Source organism: Deferribacterota bacterium, assembly GCA_034189185.1.
Taxonomy (GTDB): domain Bacteria; phylum Chrysiogenota; class Deferribacteres; order Deferribacterales; family UBA228; genus UBA228.
The window spans coordinates 1-5,647 of the sequence record JAXHVM010000116.1 but is presented as its reverse complement, the minus strand read 5'-3'; the positions used below and the strand labels follow the sequence as shown (position 1 = coordinate 5,647).

Annotated in this window: 2 protein-coding genes; one reads left to right on the top strand and one right to left on the bottom strand. The window is 33.0% G+C overall.

What is annotated here, in order from left to right:
• Positions 1–13 precede the first annotated feature (13 nt).
• Positions 14–4,864 (top strand): beta-ketoacyl synthase N-terminal-like domain-containing protein, encoded by a 4,851-nt coding sequence (locus SVN78_07850; GenBank protein ID MDY6821517.1) that lies wholly within the window; start codon positions 14–16, stop codon positions 4,862–4,864.
• Positions 4,865–4,905: 41 nt separating this feature from the next.
• Here SVN78_07850 and SVN78_07845 read toward each other — a convergent pair.
• Positions 4,906–5,647: AMP-binding protein (locus SVN78_07845; GenBank protein MDY6821516.1), on the bottom strand; the 742-nt coding region annotated here is incomplete at its 5' end.

Below are 5,647 nucleotides of genomic sequence, written 5' to 3'. Positions count from 1 at the left end.
AGATGATTTAATAGTGCATACTGGTTTTTCTAATATACAAGCAGTAAGTAGAAGTGGACGAAGTATGCCTTTTTTTAAAGCTGCTGATGGACTTATACCTGCACAAGGGGCTGGTTTTTTCACATTAATGAGATTGAGTGATGCTATTAAAGAGAATAAAGATATATATGGTGTAATAAAGGCAATATCACTAACTAATGATGGAAGGGGGCATGGGCTACTTGTGCCAGCCAAGGAAGGGCAAGTAAAGGCAATGTTAAAGGCATATGAATTGGCAAAATTAAACCCTTCTGATATTGAGTTAGTTGAATGTCATGCTACTGCTACTCCAGTGGGTGACAATATGGAAGCCCAAGCTATGAAAGAGATTTTTAAGGAATCAATTGTTAATATTGCAAGTATTAAATCTAATATAGGTCATACTATAACTGCATCTGGGGTAGCTGCGGCTATTAAGGTATTAAAAGCTTTTGAAAACAATCTTATGCCTGCTTCATTAGGTGAAGGAGAGCTCATAGATGAATTTAAAGACTCTAAAATAAATGTTTTACGTGAGAATAAAGAGTGGAAATCTAAGGGAAGTAAAAAGGCTGGTGTTAGTAATTTTGGGTTTGGTGGCAATAATGCGCATATGATACTAGAAGAATACAAAAAAGATAATTTTAAAATATCTATTAAAAATAGTAAAAGCTTGCAGAATAAAGATATTGCCATTGTAGGGTTAGGCGTTATAGCAGCTAATGTAGTTAACCTTGAGGATTTTATTATTAGTATGTTTAAAGGAGAATCCAGGCTTACTGAATTAAAAAAGGATGAATTGTTGGGTCTTTGTAAACAGATAGATTTGCCTCTTTTTGAAATAAAATTTCCACCAAATGATATAAGACAGACGCTTCCACAACAATTAATGTTATTAAAAACAGCAAGGGATGCTTTAAAGAAGTTAAAAAAATATGATAAAGAGAAAACTGGAATATATGCTGGCATGCAAACTGATTGTACAGGTGTTCAGTTTGGAATTGCCTGTAGGTTTATAGATTGGGCAAATAAATTTTCTAGTGTGATTGATGTAGAAAATATTGATATAAATAGATGGATTGATGATTCACAAAATATAGTATGCCCCTATCAAACTGTTGCTGGGGCTTTGGGTATTATACCAAACAATGTAGCAAACAGGATTTCAAATAATTATGACTTTAGATCTTCTAGTTTTACTATATCTAGTGAAGAATTATCAGGGCTTACAGCATTAAATATTGCTATTAGATCATTAAGAGCAAAAGAGCTAGATACAGCTTTGGTTGGAGCCGTTGATGTGTGTAGTACTTATTATCATATAGAGGCTGCAAAATCAATATTAGATAAAAATAAGCACATTCCAGGTGATATAGCAGTTACATTGGTATTAAAAAGACTAGAAGATGCAAGGAAAGATGGTGATAAGATTTATTCTATTATTACTGATAGGATGAAAAGAGAGCCCGATTTTATTATAGATAGTGAGGGTGATAACAATTTTATTAACTATTACGGTTATTCTCACTGTGCATCAACTTTGTTAGATATTTTAGCGGCAACATTAGTATGTAGTTATAAATCAGTACCTTCATTTAAGGGTAAGAAAGCAACACCCTATTTGCCTACAGGTAAAACATTTCTAACTAAGGTCAATGCTTCAGCTAAATATAATGGCAGTGAAAGTATAATAATTAAGGAGGATGAAAAGGCAATCCAAGAGGGTTTATTTGTTGATAGACTACCAGATATGTTTATATTTAAAGGTTCAGATAGAAGAGAAGTAAAAGCTCATCTTGAAAGCTTTAATAAAAATGGGGATGGAGCTTCCAGGCTAGTTTTATTGGTTTTTGAAAAAGAATTTATTGAAGAAGCTAAAAATATGGCAGCCAGCTTACTTGAAAAGAAAGAAAATAATATCACTTTTTCTAATAACAAATATGGGATTTATTATTATGACAAACCTATAAGTGGTGAGATTGCCTTTGTATTTGCAGGTGCTGCTGCAGCTTATAAAGGGATGGGCTCAGAGCTTTTGATGGCATATCCATTTATGAAGGAAGGCATCTCTGAGATGTTTCCCGAACTGAATAGCTCTGTAGGCTGGATCTATAATGAAGATGAAGAACCTGATGCTGAAAAAATTTTATGGGGTGCAACTTTAATATCACAGGTACATGCTTTTATAACAAGGAATCAATTAAATATAAAACCTAATGCAGCTATTGGGTATTCATCTGGTGAGTCAAATTCGCTTATGGCTCTTGGGGCATGGACTGATTTAGAGAATATGTTCTATGAATTTAAAAACGCAAAAGTTTTAACCGAAAAGATTGGTGGTAAATGTGAGGTCATAAAAAAAGCATGGGAAGATAAAGGTGTCAAGGATGTTGAATGGGTAAACTATTGGATAATGGCACCTATTGATGAGATAAAAAAGGAGGCAGAAAAAGAGGATTTAGTACATTTAACAATGATAAATTCGCCTGATGATGCTGTTATTAGTGGTCAGAGAGAAATTTGTGAAAAGATTGCTAAAAAATTTGGTGCAAATAGATATATAAAACTGCCCTATGACGTGGCAAACCATTGTCCTGAGCTAAATTATTATGCAAAAGAATGGTGGGAATTTCATCATAGAGAAACTAACCCCATTTCTGATATAAGATTTTATACCTCCTCTACAGGCAGTTACTATTATCCAACCGATAAAAATGCAGCCGATGCCATACTTGGCATGGCAACAAAACCGTTGAATTTTCCTTTGATGATTGAAAATGCTTATAAAGATGGTGTTAGGATATTTATCGAACATGGTCCAAGGGATGCATGTTCAAGATGGATTGAAAGGATTTTAAGTGATAAAAGAGATGAAATTGTTATAGTTTCCCTAGATAAGCCAAATAGGTCTTCAGCAGAACAAGTATTTTACGTTATAGCTGAGCTCTTAGCTGCAGGGGTGGAGTTTGAATATGAAAACTACTTTGAACATTTTAAAAATATAGACCTTAGATCACAAAAAGAAATCTTAGATCCAAAAAAGAAAATAACTGTAGATGTATATAAAGACCTACCTAAAATCCCACCTATCGAGAATTATATAATTGAAGATAAAAAACAATTCTTATATGAGGAAGTATATATTGATGACGTACAAGTTGATGAGCCACTAGTTTTAACTAGGGCACCAAAACTGCCATATGTGCAGGAAAAACCAATGAAAAAGAAGAGACCTGTAAAAAAGAGAGATTATATAGGTGTAGATCTACCTATTTTCAATAATTTATTTAGATATAATGAGCATATCTTAAATATCCATAAGAATTTTGCCAAGAAGCAAAAAGCATTTTTTGATAATTACTTAGCATATAGAAATAAATCATTGGAAATCTTGGAGAAAGCAATAAAGTCAAATAGGTTTAGAGATTTAGCCTTTGAAAAAGAAGACACCTCTAAAAAGGAAGAACTATTAAAAACTGATGATAACAAAATAACCTATAAAAAAGATGAATTTAGCAAATCTAAAGAAAGCAAAGCAAAAGAAGAAAAGGAGGTTAAATCCTTTAATTATAATAAGGTAGGTGCCTCTAAAGGAGCGAAGATATCAAAAGAAGAATTGAGAAAATTGGCTTTTAAACCATTGCCTGTTAAAAAACCAGTGGGACCAAAATTTAATAAAGAACAATTAAAGATTCATGCCTGTGGCAACATATCAGAGATTTTTGGTCCAAAATTTAAAGAACAGGATAAATATGAGTTGCAAGTTAGAATGCCAATGCCTCCTTTATTATTAGCTGATAGAGTAACGGGCATAGAAGGGGAGCAGTTTGTATTAGGTAGTGGTAGTCTATGGACAGAAACTGATATACTAGAAGGTCAATGGTATCTAATAGATGACTATATACCACCTGGAATTATTATGGAGTCTGGACAAGCTGACTTGATGTTAACATCTTGGCAGGGTATTGATATTTTGAACAATAAAGGAAATAGGGTTTACAGGCTATTAGGTGCAGATGTTATGTATTATGGAAAGGCACCAAAAGTTGGCGATACTCTATGTTTTCAGATTGAAATTTTAAATTATATCTCTTTTGGTGAGATTAAAATGTTTAATTTCCAATATGATTGCAGGATAGATAATGAACTAATTCTCTCAGTTAGAAATGCTCAAGCTGGTTTTTTTACTTATGCTGAACTAGAAAGCTCAGGCGGAGTCATATGGAATCCAGAAGAAGCAGAGTTCACACCTAATCCAAGATTAGATCCTCCGGTTGTAAAGTGTACAAAAAATAAATTTAGTGATGATGATATAAAAGCCTTAACTGAAGGAAGGGTATACGATTGTTTTGGACAAGGATATGAAAAAACAAAATTGCATGAAAAAAGCCCTACAATTCCAAAAGGGAGGATGAATTTAGTTGATAGAGTAACCCATTTTGATATAAGTGGTGGCCCTTTTAAAAGGGGATATATTAGAGCAGAATATGATGTAACACCTGATAAATGGTTTTTAGATTGTCACTTTTATAAAGATCCTTGTATGCCTGGTACACTAATGGCTGATGGTGCTTTACAGGTTATTGCAATATATATGATAGGATTAGGATATACTCTAGATAAAGATGGGTGGTATTTTGAACCAGTTGCTGGAGAGCCCTATAAATTATTAGCTAGAGGGCAGATAACAAAAGAGAGAGTGAAGCTAGTATATGAAGTGTTCATTGAAGAGGTAGTAAATGGTGATTGTCCAACAATATATGCTGATGTATTAGGTTCAAATAGTAGAGGCCTAAAAATATTTCATGCAAGGAGGATGGCTTTAAAGTTAAGTCCTGGCCAATAATTATATATTAACAATTTTAAATTATAGTTTAATAGAGATTGTTAACTATCTTTGTTTTTAAGCATAAATCTTTGGATTTTGCCACTAGGGGTTTTGGGTAGATATTCTACAAACTCTATTTGCCTTGGATATTGATGAGCTGCAAGATGTGATTTAACAAAGCTTTTTATATCCTCTGCTAATTCTTCAGTAGGCTTTACCTCCTTTTTTAATACAATATAGGCTTTTATTGTTTCACCTTTTAATTGATCGGCAATGCCAACAACTGCAACTTCAGCAACACTTTCATGTTTCATAATCACATTTTCAATCTCAACAGGGCTAATTCTATAGCCTGCACTTAATATTATATCATCACTCCTTCCAGAGAAATAAAAATAGCCTTCATTATCATATGAGACTTTATCCCCTGTTAAATAATAATTATTATTATTTATAAATTTATCACTATTTTTTTCAGATTCTTTAAAGTAGCCTTGAAACCACATAAGGGGTGAATACTTTATGTCCACTGCAAGATGCCCTTCCTTGAATGTTTTTAACTCATCTCCTGAGTTATCTACAATAGTCATCCTAAAACCGGGCATAGAATGACCCATTGAGCCTATTTTTATATCTTTTCTTAGTAATGGGTGATGATGATTATTTATAACCATGCCTATCTCAGTTTGACCATAGTGATCATGTATGGTAACCCCCCAATTGTCTTTAAACCATTCTATAACTTCTGGGTTTAGTGGTTCACCAGCACTAGATGCTTTATTAACATATATTTTATCTTTT